An 18,524-nucleotide genomic window follows, 5' to 3' on the forward strand; every position below is an offset into this window, starting at 1 on the left:
AGCGCTTGAGCCGCGACGTCACCAGTGCCCGCCCCTCACACCCCGGGGCGCGGGCGGGGCCAATCTAGGCGTCGAAGTGGGTCTCCACGGGGCGCTGATTGAGGTTCGCCACCAGGTTCTCAGCCACCTGCCGCAGTTTTTGGTTCCTGCCCGCAGATGCCTTGACCAGAAGGGCAAAGGCCTCCTCTTGGGAGCAGCGTTGCTGGCCCATGATGACCCCTACGGCGATGTCGATGGCCGTTCTGGACTTCATGGCCTCCTCAAGGTCGGCGGCGGTCTGCTCGCGCGAACCAATGCGCACAGCCAGCCGCAGGGACTTTTCGGCGCTGGCCGCGTACCGCTGCGCCCGCTCGATGATTTCCGCGCTAAAAGCGGCCACCACCGGGGAGAAAAAGTTCATTGCGGCCGCCGCGCCCCCTTCAAGCAACAACGGGATGGCCAGGACGCTGCGAATGTTCAGGGCATGCAATTCTTGGGAATACTCCGGCCACCGCGTGTCCGACTCGGTGTCGTCCACAACAACGGTGCGGCCGGTTGCGAGAGCCTCCAGGCACGGACCCTCCCCGTGTTTTTGCTGGATCTCATCAAATCTGCGGGCGCTCTCATCGCTGCCTGCACCCGTCAGGGGACGACGGTGGCGATGCAATGTTATGGCGCACCGGATCGGCTCCTGCCCGATGCCGGGTGCACCCTGGGCGGAATACGCGGCCAATTCCTCCAGGAATTCGGCCACGTCGCTGCTGCCCAGGACAATGTCCCGGAGCCGCTCGGCCACGGAATAGCCGGCACCTTCATTCGTTCCCATGGCTTGACTTCACTTTCTCTAGCAGGAAGGAAACGTCTAGCAGTCATCCGATTCGCTGGGCCGGCTATAGGAAACCCGGTTCGGGCGGCCCTGCTCCATGTAATGCTCATTCATGGCGTGGGCCATGAGGTCCCGTTCCAGGGCCGGCATGGCGTGGGCGCCGAATATATAGGCCTCGATCTCAAGTTCCCCCATGTTCCCGCCCAACGCGAAATACTTGAACCAGAGCGTGCGCAGGGCCATGCCGGAGCCGAACAGGGCATCCCGGAGTTCCCTGCGTTGAATATCCTCAACCTCGTCGAGTGGCATTTGGGATCTCGGAGCCTCCTAGAGTGGATCAGGCCCAGTCGCCGGCGTTGGGGGCACGGGCCGGCACGGTCACGAGCTCAGCGGCCAGAGGCAAGTCGGGTGTGGTTGTGTTCATCCCGGCGCCTTCCTTGAATTCATTGACAGGCCTGAGGTCAAAAAATGACTGTAAATCCACTGTGACGTCATAAATAGTCAACATGCTGTACATATTCTACGCCGGTGCGGCAAACAAAGCCTCGCTCCGGCGCGTGTCCGGTTCGCCGTTTCCCTTGCTAATACAGGGGCAACGGATCTACCGTAAGTTCTGAGGCCAGCAGCGCGTCACCGTGAAATATCCCACGCCATTACGGCACCGACAGGCCGCTGCCTCGCGTTCACGTCCGTGGGTATCTCATCTGGCTGCAGGCCCCTGGCCATCTTTGACAAAGACGGAGGCAGAACATGCCCGGCAAGAAAAATTCACCCCTAAAGGACCCCGAACTGTATGAGGAGTTGCGCGATGACGGAGCATCCAAGCAAAAAGCAGCCCGAATCTCCAACGCGGCCGCCAGAGAAGGTCGCGGCGCTATTGGCCGCAAGGGCGGCAAGGCTGGCGATTATGAGGACTGGACGGTCGCGCAGCTCAGGAAGAGGGCCAAGGAGATTGGCCTGAAAGGTTATTCCAGCCAGAAAAAAAGCGAGCTGATCCATTCCTTGCGAAACTCCTGAGCCTGGGCAGTCATGGGCATGGAGGCAAACGGCTCCCGGGCCGGCCACGCCGCGGGCGACGGCCGAAATGAAACACGCGAGGAACAGCTCGATCGCAACTGGAACGAGATGCTTCAGGAACTGCGGGTCATGCAGACCGGAACGCAAATCATCGCCGGCTTCCTGCTTACCCTCCCCTTTCAGCAACGCTTCGCCGAGCTGGACGCCTTTCAGACGGCACTGTTTCTGGTCCTCGTTGTCCTGGCGGCCATTGCCACCGGGTTGATGCTGGTCCCGGTGGCCCTGCACCGGCGCCTGTTTCGGCGCCGAATCAAGGAGAAGCTTGTGGCCGGCGGGGACTTCATCGTCAAGGCCGCACTCGTGTTTGTCGGTCTTTTGGTGGCGGGAACGACGACGTTCATCGTCCACGTTGTTGCCGGCCCCGTCGCCGCGGCAGCCGTTGGGACGTTTCTGGTTCTTGGCCTGCTCGCCGGTCTGGCCGTTTTCCCTCTGCTCGCCAGCCGGCGCCCCCACAGCCCTCCCTGAGAAAGGGCAGAATGACCACCTGCCGTGACCGGCAGGCGGGCGGAGCGGCGCACCATTGGGGGCGGCAGCGTTTCCGGACGGAACCACTGCCGTCGGTGCCGCTGCCTGCCGCACCCCGGATCCGTGCCGCTGTGATGGAGTGCGCCTAGATGAAGGCCGTCACCATGGCCTTCACGAAGGCGGGCAGGTCGTCGGGCTTGCGGCTGGTGACCAGCATCCAGCCACCGTCCGGGCTCGCATGGACCTCTTCGTCGACCCACTTGCCGCCGGCGTTGCGGATGTCTGTGCGCAGGCTGGGCCAACTCGTGAGGACTTTTCCGGGCAGCACGCCGGCCTCGACCAAAATCCACGGGCCATGGCAGATGGCCGCCACGGGCTTGCCGGCCGCCACGATGGCCGCCACGAAGTCCACGGCCTGGGGATTCATCCGCAACTTATCGGGATTGGTGGTCCCGCCCGGCAGCACCAGCCCATCGCATCGCTCCACCGGCATCTCCTGCACCGTCTTGTCGACCGGGAACCTGTCCCCGGGTTCCGTGTCCGAGTGGACGGCCTGAATGGTCCCGGGAGCCGTGGATACCAAGACCGGCTCGCCGCCGGCCCGCTTGACTGCCTCCCACGGGCTGGTCAACTCGATTTGTTCCACCCCCGTCGTGGCGACCAGGAATGCGATGGTCTTGCCATCGAGTTCATGCGACATCGGTTCCTCCTTCGGTGGGCTTCTCTCACGACCAAGGCGGCCGTCCCCAGCGGGAGTTTGGCGATCTGGGCGCTCCAGTCGCGGGTGGATTCGCCGGGTCAACTACCGCTTGACGGCATTCCTGCGGACCCAGCCGATGGCGCCGGTGGCCACGAACAAGATGATGCCAATGATCGCCAGCCACAGCAGACCCTTGACGGCGAAGCCCAGCACGGACAGGATCAGCCAAATGACGAGCAGAGTAATAATGAGTGAAGTCATGATTCCCATCTCAATTCAGTGAATGCTCTCCCTGCGAACCTGAGTTATTACGGTATGCCCGTTCGCCGCGGTCCGCAATAGTTCACCGGACGGCGCTGGGGCAGAAGTGGACCTGCGCAAAAGGCATCAGTGGCAGGCGCCGGTTCAGATGGTTATAGTGTGATCACCGGCAACGATCGCCGCCGAGCCGAAGCAGCCGGCTGCAGGTGCACCGATGTACAAGAATTCCCGCAGCAGTTCCCGGACGATCAAGGATTCCGCGATGACAAGCTTCAACAATTCCCCCGGCAATCGCAAGCGCTCCCCCGTGCCCCGCACCACCGTCGACTACGAGGACCCGGCCTGGGATTATGGGAATCCCTTCGGTGAGGACGCCGCGCCCCGCGAGCAAATCCGCCGCAATGACCACGTCGGAAACGGCGCCGCGTCCAGCCCCGACGCCCGTGAGCCGCTCGGGAGCCGGTGACCGGGGCCACCCCGAGCCTATTTCCTGGGCCGCAGGATGGCCCACGCCCACCAGGCGACCAGCGGGGTCGCGACGGCGATTCCGTACAGCCACACGTTGCCCTGCACATTGCCGGAAATCATCCCAAACGCCCCGAACTGCATGGAAAGCACCCCGGCACACAAGTATGCGGCCCCGCCGGTCAACACCACCACCCACGCGCTCCGGCTCCACAGACCCACAAACAGCTCCACCGCGGCCAGGAGCATGAGCGCGGCCAAGGCCCCGCCCGGAATCACCAGGCCGTCGCCAAACCACGCATGGCCGTGCAGCGACGTGCCCAGCAGGCCGGCGCCGATCCCGGCCCCGATGGCCGCGGCAACAACGGCCCAGCGCCGCGGCGTGGGCAGCTGCCGGCCGTCACGGGAGGGATCACCCACCGACGGAGTCCCGGATGGCACCGGCATGGCCGCCACTTTCCACTTCCACAAATTCCTCAACTCCGGTGATGTCCTTCCAGACGCCGTCGGAGAGGGCATAGCGGTTCCCGTCAACCACGATCTGGGTTCGGTGCGCCCGCATGGCCGCCGTCTTCGCCACGACATCCCCGGCCACGGCCAGGCGCGCCACGCCCGGCTCCAGCGGCCGCTCGGGCCGGTCGCTGACGATCGAAAAGACGTGCGGAACCGTCCAGCCGGGCTCCCCGCCGGCGGCGTCGCCCGCCAGCTCCAACGCCAGCATGGTCAGTTCGTGGGTGCGCACGTGGTCGGGGTGGCCGTACCCGCCGTCGGCGGCATATGTGAGAACGGCGTCCGGGCGCAGCGCACGAATGGCGCCCGCCGCAAGAGTTGCCAGTTCATCCAGCGGCGCCCGGGACAGTGACCCCTCCAGCACCGTATTCGCCTCCATGGCCCGACCGTCCGGGCCCCACTGCATGCCGGAGTCGCGGTAGCGGACGGGTCCGGAGGCCGGCGCCGTCGTGCCCTGGCCCAGCCACAGGTGCTCACGGACGCCCAGGGCGGCCAGCGCCGCGGCCAACTCGCGTTCACGCTCCCACGCGAGCGCGGCGCCGTCGTCTGGTGCACCCGGGGCCTGCGGCGCCCCGGCTCCCCCGACGGCCAGGTGGGCCAGCTCGGGTGGGATGACCTCTCCGAGCTCCCCCCGCGTGCAGCTGAGCAGCACCACCCGCGCGCCGGCGGCGGCATAGGCGGCCATCGTGGCGCCCGTGGTCAGCGTTTCGTCGTCCGGGTGGGCGTGCACAAAGAGCAGCGCCGCATCGGGGCCGACACCGGGAAGCAGGGTCGGGGCGGGGCGTTTATCCATGCCACCAATGTACTCGGGTGAGGTGCCGCGCGGGAAAGCCCGGAATGGCCCGGACAGGCCCAGCAAGCCCGACAAGCCGCAGGAACGCCGAAGGCCGGCGTGCCGCCTGCGTTGGCAGGCGGCACACCGGCCCGGGACGGTCAGGCTAGACCAGGAGCGTGGCTCCCGGAATGGCGTTGAGCAGTTCCTGCGTGTAGATCTCCTTCGGATTGCTGAAGACCTCATCGGTGGTCGAGGCTTCCACGATCCTGCCTTTTTGCATCACGCACACGTGGTCGGCGATCTGGCGCACCACCGCGAGGTCGTGGGTGATGAACAGGTACGTCAGGGTCAGCTCCTCCTGCAGCTCGGTGAGCAGGTTCAGGATTTGCGCCTGCACCAGCACGTCCAGCGCGGACACGGCCTCATCACAAATGACCACGTCCGGGTTCAGTGCCAGGGCGCGGGCAATGGCGATGCGCTGGCGCTGGCCGCCGGAGAGCTCGTTGGGGTACCGGTGCATGGTGGCCGCAGGCATGGAGACCTGGTCCAACAATTCCCGGACCTTTCTTTCCCGGGACTTGGCGTCGCCGATCTTGTGGATCTTCAGCGGCTCCTCAATGGTCCGGTAAATGTTGAGCATCGGATCCAGCGAACCGTATGGGTCCTGGAAGATCGGCTGCACGCGGCGGCGGAAGTCAAAGAGCGACTTGCCCTTGAGCGTGTTCACCTCCACCCCGTCAAAGTGGATGCTGCCTTCCGTCGGCGTCAGCAGGTTCAGCACCATCTGCGCCACCGTGGACTTGCCCGAACCGGACTCGCCCACCAGCGCCATGGTGGTGCCCCGCGGAACGTTGAAGGAGACATCGTCGACGGCCTTGAAGTCCGTCGACTTGCCCAGGGCCCCGCGCAGCTTGAAGACCCGGGTCAGGTTCTTGACCTCGATGATGTCCTCGCCCGTGACCTTCGGCTCGGGGATGACGGACGACGGCGCCGGTTCATTCACCTGCACCGCGTCCCCTTGGGCGTCCAGCATCTTTTGCGACTGCAGCCGGCGGGAGGCCAGCGACGGCGCGGAGTTCACCAGGCGTTGGGTGTACGGGTGTTTCGGGTTTCGCAGGATCTCCAGTGCCGGACCCGACTCAACCACCTGCCCCTTGTACATGACGACCACTTTTTCGGCACGCTCGGCCGCCAGGCCGAGGTCGTGCGTGATAAGCAGCACCGCGGTGCCCAGCTCGGTGGTCATCCGGTCCAGGTGGTCCAGGATCTGCCGCTGCACGGTCACGTCCAGGGCGGAGGTGGGCTCGTCGGCGATGAGCAGGCGCGGCCGGCAGGCCAGGCCAATGGCGATCAGGGCCCGCTGGCGCATGCCGCCGGAGAACTCGTGCGGGAATTGCTTGGCCCGGGCGGCCGCGTCGGGCAGGCCGGCCTCGGCCAGGACCTCCGCGACGCGTTCCTTGGAGTTGCTGCCGGCCAGGCCGTTGGCCTTCAAGGTCTCCTTGACCTGGAAGCCGATCTTCCACACCGGGTTCAGGTTGGACATGGGGTCCTGGGGCACCATGCCGATCGAGTTGCCGCGCAGCTCGATGATGCGCTTTTCGCCGGCGTTGGTGATGTCCTCGCCGTCGAAAATGATCTGCCCGCCGCTGACCCGGCCGTTGGAGGGCAGCAGGCCGATGGCGGCAAGGGCCGCGGTGGTCTTGCCGGACCCCGATTCGCCCACGATGGCCACCGTTTCCCCGGGCATGACGGTCAGGTGCGCGTTGCGGACCGCGTTGACCGGGCCGTTGACCGTGTCAAAGGTGATGGCAAGGTCCCGCAGTTCAAGCAGCGGGGCGTCGTCGGCTCCGGACGCAGCAGAGTTCGAGGCAGGGCCTGTATTTTGATTGGACATGGGTCCTCACCGCTTCCTTGCTTTGGGATCGAGCGCGTCACGCAGGGCGTCACCGAGCATGATGAAGCTCAGGACGGTCACGGACAGCGCGAAGGCCGGCCACAACAGGACTCCCGGGTTGTTGCGCACCTGCGGCTGCGCCGCGGCGATGTCATTGCCCCAGGACATGACGGTGTCGGGCAGGCCCAGTCCCAGGAAGGACAAGGTGGCCTCGGCGACGATGAACGTGCCCAGGGAGATGCTGGCCACGACGATGATCGGCGCCAGGGAATTGGGCATCACGTGCTTGACCAGCGCGCCGAAGCGCGAGAGCCCCAACGCCTTGGAGGCTGTCACAAAGTCGGCGTTGCGGTTTTCAATGACGGCGCCGCGGGTGATGCGCGCAATTTGCGGCCAGCCAAAGATGATCAAGGTGATCACCACTGTCCAGACGCTGCGGTTGTCGCGGAACGCCGGCAGCTGCATGATGATGATGGCGCCGAGGATCAACGGCAGGGCAAAGAAAATGTCGCCCAGTCGCGCCAGGACGGCGTCCAGCCAGCCGCCGTAGTAGCCGGCCAGGGCGCCCATGACGCCGCCGATGATCAGCACGCCAATGGTGGTGAATACGCCCACCATCAGCGACGCCCGGGTGCCGAAGATCATGCGGGCATAGACGTCACAGCCCTGGAGGGTATAGCCCATGGGGTGCCCGGCATCCGGACCATTGCTGGAGAACTGCAGGTCACACTTGGTGGGGCTCGTCGGGGTGAAGATGTTCGGGAAAAATGCCACCACCAGGACAAGAAGGATCAACAGGGCGGAGATGATGAACAACGGTTGCCGGCGCAGGTTGCGCCAGGCATCGGCCCACAGGCTCAGCGGGGCGGCGGTCTCGTCAACGGAGTCGATGGCGGCGAGAGGGGTTTCCTCCAGCGGGGCAACGAAGTGTTCGATCTTGCGCCGGGAGGTTTTGCCCTGTCGGTACGCCGGGATCACCGGCTTGGTCAGGTCGGTTTCAGGTAAGAGGTTCTCAGACATAGCGAATCCTTGGGTCGAGCCACGCGTACAACAAGTCCACCACGAGGTTGGCGGCAACAAACACGATGACCAAAATGCTCACGACGGCGACCACTGTGGCGCTTTCCCCCTTGAGGATCGCCTTGTACAGCAGGTTCCCCACGCCGGGGACGTTGAAGATGCCCTCGGTGACGATGGCCCCGCCCATCAGGGCGCCCAGGTCTGCGCCCAGGAACGTGACAACCGGGATCAGTGAGTTGCGAAGGATGTGCACCACCACGACGCGCCGGCGGCTCAGGCCCTTGGCCGTGGCCGTGCGCACGTAGTCGGCGTTCATGTTCTCCCCGACGGACGCCCGGGTCAGTCGGATGACGTAGGCCAGCGAGACCAGGCCCAGCACGAGGGCCGGGAGGATCAGCTCACCCCAGTAGGCGTTGCCGCTGACGGTGGGCTTCGCCCAGCCCAGCTGGACGCCGACGATCAGCTGCAGCACGAAGCCGAGCACGAAGGTCGGGACGGCGATGACGACCAAGGAGGCCACCAGGACGGTACCGTCAAACAACTTGCCCTTACGCAGGCCGGCGATAACGCCAAAGAGGATGCCAAAGATTCCCTCGATGGCCAGGGCCATGATGGCCAGGCGCGCGGTGACGGGATAGGCCCGTCCAATGACGGCCGACACCTCCTGGCCGGAGAAAGTCTGGCCGAGGTTGAGGGTGACCAGGTTCTTCAGGTAAAGCCCGTACTGCACCCAGAAGGGCTGGTCGAGGTTGTACTGGGCCCGGAGGGCAGCCTCCACGGCGGGAGCCATCGGTTTGCCGCCGGATAGGGCGCTGATGGGATCACCGGGGGTTGCAAAGACGAGGAAATACACCAACAGCGTCGCCCCGAAAAACACGGGAATCAGCTGCAGGAAACGGCGGAGGGTGAACATGACCATTACGGCACCACCACTCCCCGGGTTCCTAATCGCAAAGCGTTCATGGAATTACCTGTTCAATAGAGGTCGATACTAGATAACTTACGGGATCGCCGCAGCTTCTGTACGGAAAATTACACAGAGATGTGTGTCAAGGGCAGAAAAAGGGGGACCCGGCCCCAGGCCGGGTCCCCCTCGTCAATCCGCGGCAGTAGAGGTTCTACTTACCAGTGATTTCGTAGTACAGCGGAACGCCGTTCCAACCGAACTGGACGTTGGCAACGTTGTTGCTCCACACGCCCTGAACGGCCTGGTACCACAGCGGCACGACCGGGAGGTCCTTGAGCAGGATCTCCTGAGACTCGTTGAAGAGCTTGTTGCCCTCTTCAACGCTGGTGGCGGCCAGTCCTTCCTTCAGCTTGGCGTCGAAGGCCGCGCTGGAGTAGTCGCCGTCGTTGGAACCTGCACCGGTGCCGTACAGCGGGCCGAGGAAGTTGAACAGCGACGGGTAGTCGGCCTGCCAGCCGGCGCGGGAAGCACCGGTGAGGGACTTCTTGCCGACGATTTCACGCATCTGCTTGAAGGTGGGGACCGGGTTCAGCGCGGCCTTGATTCCCAGGGTGTTGGAAATCTGGTTGGCCATGGCCGTGATGTATTCCTTGTTGCCGGCACCATCGATGTTGGAGGTGATGGTGAAGACCTTGTCGGCCGGCCACGGGCTGATCTTGTCGGCCTGTGCCCAGAGTTCCTTGGCCTTGGTCGGGTTGAACGTCAGGACCTCGTTGCCGGCGAGCTTGTCGCTGTAGCCGTCAAGCACGGGGGACGTGAAGTCCTTGGCGACCTTCTTGTTGCCGTAGAAGATCTTGTCGATGATCTGCTGGCGGTCGATCGCCATGGAGATCGCCTGGCGGCGCAGCATGCCGGCCTCGCCGGAGTACTCCTTCAGGTAGCTCGGGATCGTCAGCGTGGCGTTTCCTGCATACGCCTGGTTGATGAAGCGGTCCTTGAAGTCCGTCTTGAAGTTCTGCAGCTGGCTCGGCGGGACCTGGTCAAGCACGTCCAGGTTGTCCGACTGGACATCGGTGTAGGCGGCGTCGAAGGTGTTGTAGATCTTGAAGGTCACGCCGGCGTTCTTGGCCTTGCGCGGGCCCTCATACTTGGCGTTCGGAACCAGGTCGATGGAAACATCGTGCTTCCAGCCGTCCTTGGCGATCACGTAGGGGCCGTTGCCGATCGGGGCCTGGCCGAAGGCCTTGGGGTCGTCGAAGGCGGCCTTGGGCAGCGGGTAGAACGCGGTGTAGCCCAGGCGCAGCGGGAAGTCGGACTCCGGCTGGGAGAGCTCCACGGTGAAGGTGGTGTCGTCGACGACCTTCAGGCCGTCCATCTTATCCAGCGTGGACTTCTCGGCACTGACCTTGTCGTAGCCCTTGATGGACTCGAAGAAGTACGAGTTCAACTGGGCGTTCTTGGCCGCGGCACCGAAGTTCCAGGCGTCCACGAACGATGCAGCGGTGACGGGGGTTCCGTCGCTGAACGTCTGGCCGGACTTGATCTTGATGGTGTAGTTCTTCGAATCCTTGGTTTCAATGGACTGCGCCAGCTCATTCACGGACTTGCCGTGAACGTCATAGCTCACCAGGCCGGTGAAAATAAGGTCCATAACGCGCCCGCCACCAACCTCGTTGGTGTTCGCCGGCAGCAAACCGTTTTGCGGTTCAGTGCTGTTGGCGGTGATAACCGCCGCCGTGTTGCCCGCGGTGGCGTTGTTGCCGCCTCCGGTAGAACCACCACATGCGGTGAGGGACATGGCCAGCACAGCTGCCACGCCCAATGCTTTGGAAGTGCGCGAGAAACGCATTCCGCCTCCTTGATTAATTAATGGATGCGAGTGGAAACAACACAAAACCTTGGGGTTGTCCGGTTCAACGTTGAACCCGACAGTGTCTCAACTCATACGGGACTAGGCTACCCGCAATCGGTTACCAGCAAGTAATTTAGACCACATCCGGGCAAGATCTTTACCAACATGAAACCTTAAGCGACGCCAGCCCGCCCCGGAGAATTTCCGGGACGGGCTGGCAGAGGGAGTGTTTGGCTTAGACCTTGGCGCGGGCGCGGTAGGCCTTGGCGCGGTCGCCGGCGCCCAGGATGAGCTTGCGGATGCGCACCGACTCGGGTGTGACCTCCACGCATTCGTCCTCGCGGGCGAATTCCAGGGACTCCTCCAGGGTCAGGTTGCGCGGCGGGGTCAGGTTTTCAAAGGTGTCCGAGGACGCGGCGCGCATGTTGGTGAGCTTCTTTTCCTTGGTGATGTTCACATCCATGTCGTCGGCGCGCGAGTTCTCGCCCACGATCATGCCCTCGTACACCTCGGAGGTGGGCTGGACAAAGAAGGAGCCGCGCTCTTGGAGGTTGATCATCGCAAACGGCGTCACGACGCCGGCGCGGTCGGCCACCATGGAGCCGTTGGTGCGGTACTCGATGGGTCCGGCCCAGGGCTCGTAGCCCTCACCGATGGAGGCGGCGATGCCGGCGCCGCGGGTGTCCGTGAGGAAGCGGGTGCGGAAACCGATCAGGCCGCGGGCCGGAACGATGAATTCCAGGCGGCACCAGCCGGTGCCGTGATTGGCCATGTTCACCATGCGGCCCTTGCGGGCGGCCATCAGCTGGGTGACGCCGCCGAGGTATTCCTCGGGGACGTCGATGGTCATGTGTTCCATCGGCTCATGGGTCTTGCCGTCAACCTGGCGGGTGACAACCTGCGGCTTGCCGACGGTCAGCTCGAAGCCCTCGCGGCGCATCTGCTCCACCAGGATGGCCAGGGCCAGCTCGCCGCGCCCCTGGACTTCCCAGGCATCCGGGCGCTCGGTCGGGAGAACCTTGAGCGAGACGTTGCCGACCAGTTCCTTGTCGAGGCGGTCCTTCACCTGGCGTGCGGTGACCTTGTGGCCCTTGACGCGGCCGGCCAGGGGGGAGGTGTTGATGCCGATCGTCATCGAGATCGCGGGATCGTCGACCTTGATCAGCGGCAGCGGCTGCGGGTTCTCCAGGTCGGTCAGGGTCTCGCCGATGGTGATGTCCTCGATGCCGGCGACGGCAACGATTTCGCCGGGGCCGGCGGATTCGGCGGGGACGCGTTCGAGCGCCTTGGTGGCCAGCAGTTCGGTGATCTTGACCGGCTTGATGGTGCCGTCGTGGCGGAACCAGGCCACGGTCTGGCCCTTGCGCAGCGTGCCGTTGAAGATGCGCAGCAGCGCCAGGCGGCCCAGGAACGGGGAGGCGTCCAGGTTGGTGACGTGGGCCTGCAGGACGCCGTCCGGGTTGTACATGGGGGCCGGGATGTGCTTGAGGATGGTTTCAAACAACGGCTCAAGGTCGTCGTGGTCCGGGGCGGAGCCGTTGGCCGGCTGGGTCAGCGAGGCGCGGCCGAGCTTGCCGGAGGCGTACACGACGGGGACGTTCAAAACGGCGTCGAGGTCCAGGTCCGGCACTTCGTCGGCGAGGTCGGAGGCCAGGCCCAGCAGCAGGTCCATGGACTCGGCCACAACCTCCTCGATGCGCGCATCCGGGCGGTCGGTCTTGTTCACCAGCAAAATGACGGGGAGCTTGGCGGCCAGCGCCTTGCGCAGCACAAAGCGGGTCTGCGGCAGGGGGCCCTCGGAGGCGTCCACCAGCAGGACCACCCCGTCGACCATGGACAGCCCGCGCTCCACCTCGCCGCCGAAGTCGGCGTGGCCGGGGGTGTCAATGACGTTGATGGTCATTTCCGTGCCGTTGGCCGCGGGCCCGTTGTAGGCAACCGTGGTGTTCTTGGCCAGAATCGTGATGCCTTTTTCGCGCTCCAGGTCCCCGGAGTCCATGACGCGCTCCGCAACCGTGCCGTGCTCGGCAAATGAGTGCGTCTGCTTGAGCATGGCGTCCACCAGGGTGGTCTTGCCATGGTCAACGTGCGCCACGATGGCGACGTTGCGCAGGTCATTGCGCGCGGCAGTGTTGAGGGAAGTATCGCTCATGCGTAAAGACTCGTTTCAGTTGGGCCCGGCTGCAGGCCCGAGGAGGGCGGCAGAAAGTCACGATAGTTGTTAAGTACCTAATGGTTGGCCGTGATTATCGGCAGATAACACCATTCTAGACGTACTGCCAAATACGGCCTAGTCACCTTATCGCATGACGGGCGTGTTTGGCACCACTCCCCCGACCCGTCCGGGCGCGGGGTGCCCGCCGTGGCGCGGGTTTCCGCCTGGGAAGTACGACGGCGGCGCGCCTCTTTGGTGACGAAGCTCACCCACCGCCGTCGTCGGGGGACGTGGGGCTACTTGGTGCGCTGCCAGTCCCACAGGTTCCACCAGGGGCCGACCCCAACCGGGGAGTACCGCACGCCGGAGACGTCGGGGCCGGCGGCCACCAGGCCCACGCGCTGGAACAGCGGCAGGCCGTAGCCGGCCTCCCACACAAGTTTGTCGATCTGCATTTTCAGCGCGTTCTGCTTGGCCGAATCCGCGGTGCCGCTGAGTTGGTCGACCAGCTGGTCCACCACGGCGTTGGAGAAGTTGTTGAGGTTGGACGGTGCGCCGGTCTTGAAGATTTGCGGCACCTGGGCGGAGCCGGTGGGCATGCTGGTCCAGCCGAACAGGGCCACGTCAAAGGCGCCCTGGTGCAGTGCGGCCTGCCAGTCCGCGGCGCTCTTGCCGGCGTCGGAGATGCGGAAGCCGGCCAGGGTCGCGGAGGCGACGATGAGGTTGTATTCCTGGACCCGGATAGGGTCGTCCTTGTTGTACAGGATGCGCACCGTGGGGGTGGCGCCGTTGAGCAGGGTCCTGGCGGCGTCGGGGTCGGGGGCGGCGAACGCGGCGCTGCCGTTGTTGCCGGTGGACTCCTTGTAGGGTGTCTGGCCGGGCAGGAATGCGAACGAGTTCAGCGGGACGGCCGTGTCCATCAACGGCTTGAGGGCCGTGTCCAGGATGTCCGTGCGCGGGATGGTCGCCAGGAACGCCTTGCGCAAGTCCTGTTTGGCCAGCACCCCCTGGAAGTTCAGCACCACCTGGTCGAAGCCCAGACCCTGGCCCAGCTGGATTTGCACGCCGGCGGGTTTCAACTCCTGGAGGGCGGTCACGGTTTCCGCGGTGGCCGGCGGGGAGATGATGTCCGCCGTCTTGTCCTTGAGGGCGGCCAGTTGGGCGCCGGCGCCGGGGACGTACTTGACGGTGATGGTTTCCAGGTGCGGCGCGGTGCCCCAGGTGTAATCGGGGTTGCGGGTCAGCACGAGCACCTCGCCCGGGGTGATGCTTTGCACCAGGTACGGGCCGTTGGACAGGGCCAGGGAGGGGTCCGGCATGGACTTGGTGTCAAAGCCGGTGTTCCAGAAGTCGGCGATCTTCCGCAGGGTGGGATTGGGCGGTTTCGGATGGTCCGGATCCCCCTTGGGCAGGCCCTGCAGGAGCGCGCTCAGGGTGGCCGCATCCTTCAGTCCCGCCCGGACGGCCACGATGTGGGCGGGGATGCTGACCTGGGAGCCCAGCGCGGTTTCCCAGTCGGGGAAATTCTTCGAGTACGTCAGCGTCAGCGATTTTCCGTCGTCGCTGATTGACGGCATGGCCGTGTGGGAGAGCCCGGAGGTGTCCCCCGCATAGTGAAAATAGGCCGTGCCCTTGATCACCTTGAACTGGCGTCCGAGGGTGGCGTCATTGAAGTAGCCGGAGGCGGCGGCCCACTGGAGCAGGAGGTCGGCGGTGGTGACGGGTTCGCCGTCGGACCATTGAACGCCGTCGTTGATGGTGTACTTGACGGTGAGCGGGTCGTCCGAGATCTTTTCGTACTTGCCGAATTTCTCATTCTTGACAATTTTCAAGGTGCTGTCGACGTAGTTGAACCCGGAGTGGGTGGCGTAGTCGATTCTGGCGTTGATGCTCGTGGCGCCGCTGACGCCGTTGGCGTTGAARGAGCTGAACGGGCGGGGTTCAAGGACAGTGGCGTTGCCACCGGGCGCCGCGGAGGTGGGTGCAACGGTGCCGTCCGGAGGAGACGGGGTGCTGGTGCAGGCGCCCAGCGCCAGCATGGCGGCCAGGGCAAGGACACTGCCGATTGTTTTGGAAATGCGTCCGGCGCGCATTCCACCTCCAGTTTCATTCTCATCGTGGGGGCCCGCGATGCCGCGCGGACCTGTGGTCGTCCCGGGCGTGGAGCCTGCTTGACAGACTACCTCAGGGCTCGGGCCCAAGGCTCGCGCTCAGGGCTCGGGCGCGGACCGGGCGGCCGGCGTCGAACCCTCAATACCCGGTGGCGCCGTCAAGGCATTCGCGCAGCAGGTCCACGTGACCGAGGTGTCGGGCATACTCCTCAATCATGTGGGTGTAGACCCAGCGCAGGTTCAACTCCTGGCCGTGGCGCCGTCCGGGCAGCGCGGCGTCCAGGTCGGAAATTTGCGCGGCAAGGGCCCGGACCCTGATCACCTCATCGTCGAAATTCCGGACATCGGCCAGGGCGGTGGACGGGCTGTAGCCGGTGAAATCGGCGTCGGGGTCCTTGGCCCTGTAGCGGGCGGGTTCGGTGGTCCCTGCCCCGATGTTGGAGAACCAGTAGCGTTCGACGTCGGTGAGGTGGCGCACGATCCCGGCGAGCGTCATCGTGGACGGCGGGACCGCCCGCCGGCACAGCTGCCCGGCCGTCAATCCACCCACCTTGAAGGCAAGGGTCTGCCGGTAGAACTCCAGCCACGCCTCCAAGGATTCCCGCTCCCCTGCCATGAACGGAGGGCCGGACCGGGCGTCGGGCAGGCTCGGTGTGCGCTGTTCGGATGTGTCCATGTCACGACTCTTCCACACGGCCGGCCGCCGCGCCGCCCGAGGACCCGAGAATTTCCTGTGGATCCGGTACTTCCCTGCCGGGGCGGTTGCCGGGAGAATCGTGGCATGACGCTGAGAATCGAATCCGTGGCCTTCGACACAACCGACCCTGCACGGCTGGCGAAGTTTTGGTCCGCCGCCCTGGGCTGGCGAATCACCTATGACTCCGCAGACGAGGTGGCCCTGCAGCCCGCCGCCGGTACCCGGGAGGAGGGTGTGGTGGCGGACCTGCTGTTCCTGCGCGTGCCGGAGGAAAAGTCGGGCAAGAACCGCCTCCACCTGGACCTGCGCCCGGACGACCAGGCCGCCGAGGTGGCACGGCTGGAGGCCCTGGGTGCCCGGCGCGTTGACGTGGGGCAGGGCCCCGACGTCACCTGGGTGGTCATGGGTGACCCCGAGGGGAATGAGTTTTGCGTGCTGCGGGCGCTGACCGCGGACGAGCTGAACGCACCGTAGCAACAGGGGTCTTGCGGGGTGTGGATAACCTTCGGCGGGAATCCCGGAACGCTGCGAAAATTAGGTGGCATGGGAATCAAATATGTCGCGCTGGCGGTGCCGTCGAACCTGGTGAATCACGCCCGCCTGAACCCGCGCGCGTTCATCTCCGACCGGCATGCCTGGGAGTCGCGGTCGGATCCTCCGGCCATGCTGCAACTCGACCAGGCCTGGCAGGACTTCCAGGCCCTCTTCGGCGGGACACCGGACGGGGCTGCCAGGGCGGCATTCGAGTTGGTTAGGGGCGGTGTGACCGAATACGGCTACGGCTGGATTCCGTTCCTGCGTGTCCTTGACGCGCGCCAGGTGGGCTTGGTGGCCGAGGACCTGGCCCTGGTGCGACTGTCCGGACTTTGTCCGCTTGCACGGCTGTCGCCGCAGTATGCGCCGGCCAGTGCCGGCAGGCTGGGCTCCGTGGCCCGGCACCTGCACGCGGCTCAGGCCTTTACGGCCGCACTGGCCCGGGACGGCCTGGGGCTGATCTACCAGATTGGCTGACGGGCGGCTGCCCGGCGCAGCCGTCTAAATGTTGAACCGGAACTGTGCCGAGTTCCATCGGGAAGAAGCAGTACACCTAGGCGACGCGCAGTGGCGTGATCGCGTCGATCTGATCCGCCGCGCGATCTTCGGCGAGGTCGAGTTCGTAGTGCGACTGCAGATTGAGCCAAAACTGCGCCGAGGTCCCGAAGTACCTAGCCAGGCGCAGAGCCGTATCTGCGGAAATGCCGCGCTTGCAGTGCACGATCTCGTTGATGCGCCGCGGCGGCACGCCGATCGATACCGCGAGCTTATTCTGCGTGATGCCAAAGCCCTCGATGAAGTCCTCCATGAGTACCTCGCCCGGGTGGATCGGGGCAATCTTGTCAGTGGTAGTCAACGATCTCAACCTCCTCGGGGCCAGCGTCGGTCCATCGGAAGCAGATCCGCCACTGGTCGTTGATTCTGATGCTGTGTTGACCGGCACGCCTCCCTTTCAAAAGTTCGAGCCGGTTGCCGGGTGGCGTCCGACGATCATCAAGCGACTCCGCCGATCCCACCTGACGAAGCTTCCTGAGTGCAACTCGCTGAATCCGAGGATCCAGCGACGGCACACGTTCACGACGCCATAATCGTTCGGTGTCCTTGTCCGCGAACGATCTAATCACGAGGCCAGTCTATAACGCATCGCGTCAATAACGCTAGACGTTAACCTAAGTTCCACCAGCGCGAGCGGTCGACCCGGGATAGGTGCTGGGCATAGGCGGCGCGGCGGGCGGGGACGAGTAGATCGGTGAAGCGGGCGAACGCTCAATGGCCTGAAGCGCTCACTTGAAGCGGCGGGATTCGTGGCGTGGCAAGTTTCCAGGCGATTCTAGACATTGAACCTAAACTCCACCACGTTCCGTCACAGAACAACCTCTCGTCGATAGGCTGCGAGGTCGCGCATGTCGTCCCGCACGCAGGCCATCAGCGTCTTCATCCCAAGACGCGCTTTCACGTCTTGACGGGATCCGCTGGCCTCCCGGGCGGGAGCGCGCCATTCGGCTTGAATCAAGGACCGACTTGATGTGAAACAGGGCGTTTTACGGCCGCGCCAGCCGGCATCCCAGTGCCCCCTTTTTCGGTAGCTCGTCTATACTCCGGTCAGGGTCTGTGCAGCGTCGGGTCGGCCGTGATGACCGTGTTTTTCCCCCAAGGGTCGCGCAGATCGCAGGTGATGATGACGACGCGGCCCGGTACCGCATTCCAGATCGGCGCCGTGTTCAACGTCGCCTTGTCAAAGGTTGTTACCGTGCTGACGGCGAGGTCGAGGACTCCGTTTTGGGTGCTCAGCGTGAACCGATCCCCGGCCTTGGCGACGTTGCCGATCCGGTTGAAGGGTGCGTCCTGCCCGACCCAGCGGTGGCTAATCAGGAATGTTGTGTCGGTCGACCCGGCGCCGGGTCTTCCGTAGTTCGTCAGCCAGTAGGCGTCCTGGGTTTGGGGCGGATCCACCTCACCGGCAGTGAGTTCGGCCGCCGTGGGGGTCAGCGGGTGAATGGCGATGTCGGCGCCCGCGCCGGGGTAGACCAGGCGCAGCGGCGCCCCCGCGCGGGATATTTCCCCGGCCGCGGCGGACTTCGCCGCCACGGGCGCCGCCGGCCCATGCGTCGTCGGAGTTGCCTGCGCGTGCTGCGCCGAGCCGGGAGGCACTGTAGGAAAACACGCGACGGCAATGGCACCCGCCAGCAGGACCGCTGCGGCGCCGGCCCACACGACGGTACCCCGGCGAACCTTTCGGCGGCAAGGGCGGCCCGTGGACGCGCCGTGGCACGAAACGTCCGCCGGGGCACCTCCC

22 protein-coding genes are annotated in these 18,524 nt (G+C 64.9%); 5 read left to right on the forward strand and 17 right to left on the reverse strand.

All coding sequences use genetic code 11. The features are described from left to right. Positions 1–64 precede the first annotated feature (64 nt). The 3 genes from AB4Y80_RS08215 to AB4Y80_RS08225 are packed head-to-tail and all read right to left on the reverse strand — an operon-like array spanning position 65 to position 1,313. Positions 65–805 carry a GAF and ANTAR domain-containing protein gene (locus AB4Y80_RS08215; RefSeq protein ID WP_442213554.1) on the reverse strand — a complete coding sequence of 247 codons (741 nt, stop codon included), beginning with the start codon at positions 803–805 and terminating at the stop codon, positions 65–67. A gap of 36 nt (positions 806–841) precedes the next feature. After that, positions 842–1,114 (reverse strand): hypothetical protein, encoded by a 273-nt coding sequence (locus AB4Y80_RS08220; RefSeq protein ID WP_442213555.1) that lies wholly within the window; start codon positions 1,112–1,114, stop codon positions 842–844. A gap of 28 nt (positions 1,115–1,142) precedes the next feature. Beyond that, a complete protein-coding gene (locus tag AB4Y80_RS08225; protein ID WP_442213556.1) occupies positions 1,143–1,313 on the reverse strand; it encodes a hypothetical protein in 171 nt (56 codons plus the stop codon). Between the two features lie 242 nt (positions 1,314–1,555). Here AB4Y80_RS08225 and AB4Y80_RS08230 point away from each other — a divergent pair, with 242 nt between their 5' ends. Both AB4Y80_RS08230 and AB4Y80_RS08235 read left to right on the forward strand, forming a co-directional pair. Beyond that, entirely contained in the window at positions 1,556–1,822 is a 267-nt protein-coding gene (locus AB4Y80_RS08230) for a DUF7218 family protein (RefSeq protein ID WP_442213557.1), read from the forward strand. A gap of 12 nt (positions 1,823–1,834) precedes the next feature. Beyond that, positions 1,835–2,347 carry a DUF6328 family protein gene (locus AB4Y80_RS08235; RefSeq protein WP_442213558.1) on the forward strand — a complete coding sequence of 171 codons (513 nt, stop codon included), beginning with the start codon at positions 1,835–1,837 and terminating at the stop codon, positions 2,345–2,347. A 145-nt stretch (positions 2,348–2,492) separates the two neighbouring features. On the opposite strand, the gene AB4Y80_RS08240 is transcribed toward AB4Y80_RS08235, so the two are convergent. Further along, positions 2,493–3,047 carry a type 1 glutamine amidotransferase domain-containing protein gene (locus AB4Y80_RS08240; protein ID WP_442213559.1) on the reverse strand — a complete coding sequence of 185 codons (555 nt, stop codon included), beginning with the start codon at positions 3,045–3,047 and terminating at the stop codon, positions 2,493–2,495. 102 nt (positions 3,048–3,149) lie between these two features. After that, positions 3,150–3,308 carry a hypothetical protein gene (locus AB4Y80_RS08245; protein ID WP_442213561.1) on the reverse strand — a complete coding sequence of 53 codons (159 nt, stop codon included), beginning with the start codon at positions 3,306–3,308 and terminating at the stop codon, positions 3,150–3,152. A gap of 262 nt (positions 3,309–3,570) precedes the next feature. On the opposite strand from AB4Y80_RS08245, the gene AB4Y80_RS08250 reads away from it, so the two are divergent. Continuing rightward, a complete protein-coding gene (locus AB4Y80_RS08250; protein ID WP_442213562.1) occupies positions 3,571–3,774 on the forward strand; it encodes a hypothetical protein in 204 nt (67 codons plus the stop codon). 17 nt (positions 3,775–3,791) lie between these two features. On the opposite strand, the gene AB4Y80_RS08255 is transcribed toward AB4Y80_RS08250, so the two are convergent. The 9 genes from AB4Y80_RS08255 to AB4Y80_RS08295 all read right to left on the reverse strand — a co-directional run bounded on the left by AB4Y80_RS08255 (position 3,792) and on the right by AB4Y80_RS08295 (position 15,673). Further along, positions 3,792–4,193 (reverse strand): hypothetical protein, encoded by a 402-nt coding sequence (locus tag AB4Y80_RS08255; protein ID WP_442213563.1) that lies wholly within the window; start codon positions 4,191–4,193, stop codon positions 3,792–3,794. Further along, complete coding sequence (locus AB4Y80_RS08260; RefSeq protein WP_442213564.1) at positions 4,186–5,076, reverse strand: PIG-L family deacetylase; 891 nt, start codon at positions 5,074–5,076, stop codon at positions 4,186–4,188. The genes AB4Y80_RS08255 and AB4Y80_RS08260 overlap by 8 nt, the downstream gene beginning before the upstream one ends. A gap of 145 nt (positions 5,077–5,221) precedes the next feature. Further along, positions 5,222–6,952 (reverse strand): ABC transporter ATP-binding protein, encoded by a 1,731-nt coding sequence (locus AB4Y80_RS08265; RefSeq protein ID WP_442213565.1) that lies wholly within the window; start codon positions 6,950–6,952, stop codon positions 5,222–5,224. A 6-nt stretch (positions 6,953–6,958) separates the two neighbouring features. Next, positions 6,959–7,972: an ABC transporter permease gene (locus AB4Y80_RS08270; protein ID WP_442213567.1), complete on the reverse strand. Its 1,014-nt coding sequence runs from the start codon at positions 7,970–7,972 to the stop codon at positions 6,959–6,961. Then, complete coding sequence (locus AB4Y80_RS08275) at positions 7,965–8,891, reverse strand: ABC transporter permease (RefSeq protein ID WP_442213568.1); 927 nt, start codon at positions 8,889–8,891, stop codon at positions 7,965–7,967. The genes AB4Y80_RS08270 and AB4Y80_RS08275 overlap by 8 nt, the downstream gene beginning before the upstream one ends. A 199-nt stretch (positions 8,892–9,090) precedes the next feature. Next, positions 9,091–10,728, reverse strand: coding sequence for a peptide ABC transporter substrate-binding protein (locus AB4Y80_RS08280; RefSeq protein WP_442213569.1), 1,638 nt, complete (start codon positions 10,726–10,728; stop codon positions 9,091–9,093). A 238-nt stretch (positions 10,729–10,966) separates the two neighbouring features. Further along, complete coding sequence (gene typA, locus AB4Y80_RS08285) at positions 10,967–12,883, reverse strand: translational GTPase TypA (RefSeq protein ID WP_442213570.1); 1,917 nt, start codon at positions 12,881–12,883, stop codon at positions 10,967–10,969. Positions 12,884–13,182: 299 nt separating this feature from the next. Beyond that, positions 13,183–14,979: an ABC transporter family substrate-binding protein gene (locus tag AB4Y80_RS08290; RefSeq protein WP_442213571.1), complete on the reverse strand. Its 1,797-nt coding sequence runs from the start codon at positions 14,977–14,979 to the stop codon at positions 13,183–13,185. Between the two features lie 157 nt (positions 14,980–15,136). Then, complete coding sequence (locus AB4Y80_RS08295; protein ID WP_442213572.1) at positions 15,137–15,673, reverse strand: DinB family protein; 537 nt, start codon at positions 15,671–15,673, stop codon at positions 15,137–15,139. 105 nt (positions 15,674–15,778) lie between these two features. On the opposite strand from AB4Y80_RS08295, the gene AB4Y80_RS08300 reads away from it, so the two are divergent. Both AB4Y80_RS08300 and AB4Y80_RS08305 read left to right on the forward strand, forming a co-directional pair. Next, on the forward strand, positions 15,779–16,168 hold the full coding sequence (locus AB4Y80_RS08300; protein ID WP_442213573.1) for a VOC family protein: 390 nt from the start codon (positions 15,779–15,781) through the stop codon (positions 16,166–16,168). A 69-nt stretch (positions 16,169–16,237) separates the two neighbouring features. Beyond that, positions 16,238–16,705, forward strand: a complete 468-nt coding sequence (locus AB4Y80_RS08305) for a hypothetical protein (protein WP_442213574.1) — start codon at positions 16,238–16,240, stop codon at positions 16,703–16,705. A gap of 76 nt (positions 16,706–16,781) precedes the next feature. Here AB4Y80_RS08305 and AB4Y80_RS08310 read toward each other — a convergent pair whose 3' ends face one another. From AB4Y80_RS08310 to AB4Y80_RS08320, 3 genes are all read right to left on the reverse strand, one after another. After that, positions 16,782–17,084, reverse strand: a complete 303-nt coding sequence (locus AB4Y80_RS08310) for a HigA family addiction module antitoxin (protein WP_442213575.1) — start codon at positions 17,082–17,084, stop codon at positions 16,782–16,784. Further along, on the reverse strand, positions 17,071–17,352 hold the full coding sequence (locus AB4Y80_RS08315) for a type II toxin-antitoxin system RelE/ParE family toxin (protein WP_442213576.1): 282 nt from the start codon (positions 17,350–17,352) through the stop codon (positions 17,071–17,073). The genes AB4Y80_RS08310 and AB4Y80_RS08315 overlap by 14 nt, the downstream gene beginning before the upstream one ends. Positions 17,353–17,830: 478 nt before the next feature. Next, entirely contained in the window at positions 17,831–18,442 is a 612-nt protein-coding gene (locus tag AB4Y80_RS08320) for a class F sortase (RefSeq protein ID WP_442213577.1), read from the reverse strand. Between the last annotated feature and the right edge of the window lie 82 nt (positions 18,443–18,524).

Source organism: Specibacter sp. RAF43 (genome assembly GCF_052114065.1).
In the GTDB taxonomy this organism is placed as follows: domain Bacteria; phylum Actinomycetota; class Actinomycetes; order Actinomycetales; family Micrococcaceae; genus Specibacter.